Raw genomic sequence first — 4145 nt, forward strand, 5'->3', positions numbered from 1 at the left:
GTCGATTTCCCTGCTCCATTATGACCCAATAACGCTATTATTTCTCCCTCTCCTATTGAAAGGTTGATATCTTCTAAGGCTGTATGTTTGTTATTGTACGTAAATGATAAATTTTCTATCTTGCATAAGTTTTTTTTAATATACGTGTTTTTAGATGACACTTGCTTCCGCATCCAGTTCTTTAATAGGTTATGAACGCCTGCATTACGTAGATTTTCAATTGGAAATACCTCAACATTATTACTGTCAAAATTTAATTTCTTTAGAGCTTCTATATAAATAGGTTCTCTTAGTCCGATATTTGGTAATATATTAGAATTTAGAATACTATCCGGTGAACCAATCGCAATAACTTCTCCCTCATCTATTAAAATAATTTTATCTAAATCAAGGTTTAACATTTCTTCAATTCGATGTTCAATAATTAAAATTGTTTTGTTATATTTTTCATGTATATTTTTAATGATTTCTATAGTATTCAAACTACATGCAGGATCTAAATTAGCTAACGGTTCATCAAATAATAATATATCTGTATTTGTCGTTAGCAGACCTGCAAGAGAGACTGTCTGTTTTTGACCTCCTGATAATTCATGTGGACTTTGTGCATGAAACTCCTGCATGCTTACCTTTTTTAAAGAATCCGTAACAATCTTTTTCATTTCTATTTGATTTACACAATCGTTTTCTAATGAAAATGCTACATCCTCTTCGACAGTAAGACCAATAAATTGTGAATCTTGATCTTGTAATATTGTCCCTACGTGTTTACTCTGTTCAAAAACACTACCTTCTCTCGGATCCTTTCCAGCTATTAAAATGTTACCGGTACTTATCCCTTCGTAAGAAAATGGGATTAACCCATTTATACAATGAGCTAATGTTGACTTCCCTGAACCACTTCGTCCAGCGATAAGTACCTTTTCCCCAGGATATATTTGAAATGTAATATCTTTTAAAGTAGGCTGCGTGGCATGCCTATATTGAAAGGTAAATTGTTCAAAAGAAATAATTGGTTGCATGTATTCATCCCTACTTTTCAATTTTTAAATGTGTATGTTTCTTATTTGATTTCGCTAGACCGATCGTGATTGGTAAGCCAAGAACTAAAAATACAATAACGTCTGCAATTGTTGCGCCTAGTACTTGTATAACAATTTTGTCAAACGGTTCTCCCATCACAATAATATCGAATACTCCAGCAAATATAATAGCTATGACAATACCAATTAACCCTGCAATTGCAAAATAAGAAATATCACGGTTATTAAACGTTCCATTTTTCACACTAAAACCAGTTCTTTTTTGTATGAGACCCATTGAAAATCCGATTATCCCCGAACTAATAACCCATCCCCACCAAATACCCCAACCAGCAATCGTATCTGTAACGGTATGACCGATTAGTCCTATTAAAAGTCCTGCTACCGGGCCAAATAACGCTCCAAAAACTGTTAAAATAGCCAGTGCTGGTTTAATAAAGGTATTCGGTGCGATAGAAAATCCCCAAAGCCCTAATACCCCGTATAAAGCTGCTCCAATTCCAATTGCTACTACTAGCTTTGTCGTTAATTTGTTCATTACAATTCCCCTCTCATATTATTCAACTTTTAATACTCTATATTTATTTTGAAAATGAATTATGCATCGACACTTCCTTTCTATACAACAAAAAATGACCTCTTAAATAAGAGGTCATTTTCTTTCACGTACAAGAATCCCCTTATCTTTCAAAAGACACATAGTGTCCTCTGCGGAATTAGCACCTTCCTATGTAATTACATAGGGGTTGCTGAGGTTTCATAGGGCCGTTCCCTCTACCTCTCTGGATAAGTATGTATTTGTAATCTGTATTATGGCACTAACAATAAATAATTTCAATACTTTTCTTACTATTTTTATTTTTCGGTAAATAGTTAATCTAAATCATTGTATTCTTATCGGAATTATGAAATAATGAATTCAAAATTGTTACGGGAGGAATGCATGATGAAAGTAATTGGCTTAATTGGCGGACTAAGTTGGGAATCGACAGCGTTATATTATAAACATATTAATACACTTACTCTCTCTCAATATGATCAAAATGCGAAGCTTGTTTTATATAGCATGGACTTTGGGGAGGTAACTACATTATTGCAAAATCATCAATATGAAGAAGTGAAAAATGAATTAGTCACAGTAGCAAAAAAGGTGGAAGGCTCTGGAGCTGAATGTTTACTAATGTGTTCTAATACTGTACATCTATTTGCTGAAGAAGTAGAGAATGCAATTTCAATACCACTCCTTCATATTGGAGATGTAAGTGCAAAAAAAATGGTAGAACATAATATAAAACGTATTGGGCTTTTAGGGACGAAACAAACGATGGAACAAGACTTCTATAAATCAAGACTAGCAAATTACAATATTGAGACAATTATCCCAAATGAAGAAGATAGAACTTTCATCCATCATGTCATTTTACAAGAACTCAGTAGAGGGATTATTTCAGAAATATCAAAAGAAAAGCTATTACAAATCACAAATACATTAATTAAAAACGGCGCTGAAGGAATACTACTTGGCTGTACAGAAATTCCTTTGCTCATTTCACAAAGTGATCTATCGGTTCCTGTTTTTGATACTGCTTATATACATGCGAATACAGCTGTACAATTTGCGGATAACAATTTAAAAGTGAAACTTTAATCAGCGGTGGTTTTGTCCATACCCCACTGATTATTAATTGAACCAATTGGGCTTTACGAGCAATTGATCTCCCGCTTAACTTCCCCGCATTCACCGAATTTAGAGGTGGGAGTTTTATTGCCCAAATAGTGGGATAAATAATTATCAAGCATCAACATAAAAAAAGGCATCTACCAAAGTAGATGCCTAGCTGTGATAAGGAGTGTTCAGTGAGGTAAGGTACAAGCTTTTTTGCTTGTCCTATGCTATCAATATATGCATTTATATATAAAAGGTGAATACTTAATAGAATACTCTTGAACTAAATTACTTTATTCTTTTCATTTGATCAAATGGATACTAAACTATTTCTACTTTACCTATCACAATTGATTCATCAATAAGTCCGAGTGTATTTAAAAACGTCTTTAGTCCATTTGAATACTAGAGACGGTTCATGTTTTCTAACCCTCTTTTGAATTATCTACTTTTGTAGCCTCACCATTTAATCGCTTATTTTTCAATTCGAAATAAGCATCTAAAACATCTTTTCCAATATCAGAGTTAATACCTGACTTATCATTTATAACCCATGGCACAACAACTGAAAATGCTACTTCTGGATCATCATATGGCGCATATCCTGCTAATGTTAAATTATAACATTTTATTCGTTCACCTTTATCATTTCTACCTATGTCGCTTTCTCCACCATATACTGTCTGTGCTGTCCCTGTTTTACCAGCTGGTTTATATGGTGCCTTTTGGAACGCCCTTACTCCTGTTCCATCTCCTTCTTGGAATACTCTTCTAAATCCTTCTTTTACTTGATTTATATAATCTTCTTTCATATCCACTCTATTTAAAACAACTGGTTCTATTGAATGCACGACTTTACCGATTTCATCTTTTTGCACAGTTTGTTCTCTAATCTCTTGAATAATTTGTGGTTTCATACGATACCCACCATTTGCAATAGTAGAAATGTACTGTGCAAGCTGAAGTGGTGTATACGTATCGTACTGGCCAATAGAAAAATCTAATAAAAACCCCGGTTGATTATCTTTTCTCCCGATTTGTCCAGCTGTTTCATTCGGTAAATCAATACCCGTTGGAACACCTAAACCAAATTGCCTGAAATAATATCTCATTTTATCAAAGTATTCTTGTTTAATATCTAGTGAACTATTTCTAACATAATCCACACCTGCAATTTTTAATGCTGTATTAAACATATAAACGTTAGAAGAAACTTGTAAAGCTCTTAAATCATCAATATTCCCGAAATCTTTCCAAGATTTTTTCTCCTTAGTTCCTTTAAACTTCATAGGTGCATCATAAAAATGTGTTCCCGGTGTTATAGCTTTTGTTTCAAACCCTGTTAACAATGTCGCACCTTTCACAGTTGACCCAAGCTCATATGAACTTGTCATCGTGCCTAAAGCGTAATCTTCAACTTCTGTTTTCCCGTCTTT

General features: G+C 33.7%; 4 protein-coding genes and 1 riboswitch. Of the genes, 1 reads left to right on the forward strand and 3 read right to left on the reverse strand.

The annotated features are described in order from the left end of the window. Together KI356_RS07630 and KI356_RS07635 are read right to left on the reverse strand one after the other, a co-directional pair. Positions 1 to 1022: ABC transporter ATP-binding protein (locus KI356_RS07630; protein WP_212935161.1), on the reverse strand; the 1022-nt coding region annotated here is incomplete at its 3' end. Between the two features lie 10 nt (positions 1023 to 1032). Then, positions 1033 to 1581 carry an ECF-type riboflavin transporter substrate-binding protein gene (locus KI356_RS07635; RefSeq protein WP_128280180.1) on the reverse strand — a complete coding sequence of 183 codons (549 nt, stop codon included), beginning with the start codon at positions 1579 to 1581 and terminating at the stop codon, positions 1033 to 1035. Between the two features lie 139 nt (positions 1582 to 1720). Further along, positions 1721 to 1836, reverse strand: a riboswitch (SAM riboswitch). Between the two features lie 150 nt (positions 1837 to 1986). Here KI356_RS07635 and KI356_RS07640 point away from each other — a divergent pair. Beyond that, entirely contained in the window at positions 1987 to 2691 is a 705-nt protein-coding gene (locus tag KI356_RS07640) for an aspartate/glutamate racemase family protein (protein WP_212935162.1), read from the forward strand. 443 nt (positions 2692 to 3134) lie between these two features. Here the strand turns inward: KI356_RS07640 and KI356_RS07645 are convergent. Then, a partial coding sequence (locus KI356_RS07645; protein WP_274387992.1) for a penicillin-binding transpeptidase domain-containing protein occupies positions 3135 to 4145 on the reverse strand: 1011 nt, incomplete at its 5' end.

It is taken from the genome of Bacillus hominis, assembly GCF_018332515.1.
Lineage (GTDB): Bacteria > Bacillota > Bacilli > Bacillales > Bacillaceae_G > Bacillus_A > Bacillus_A hominis.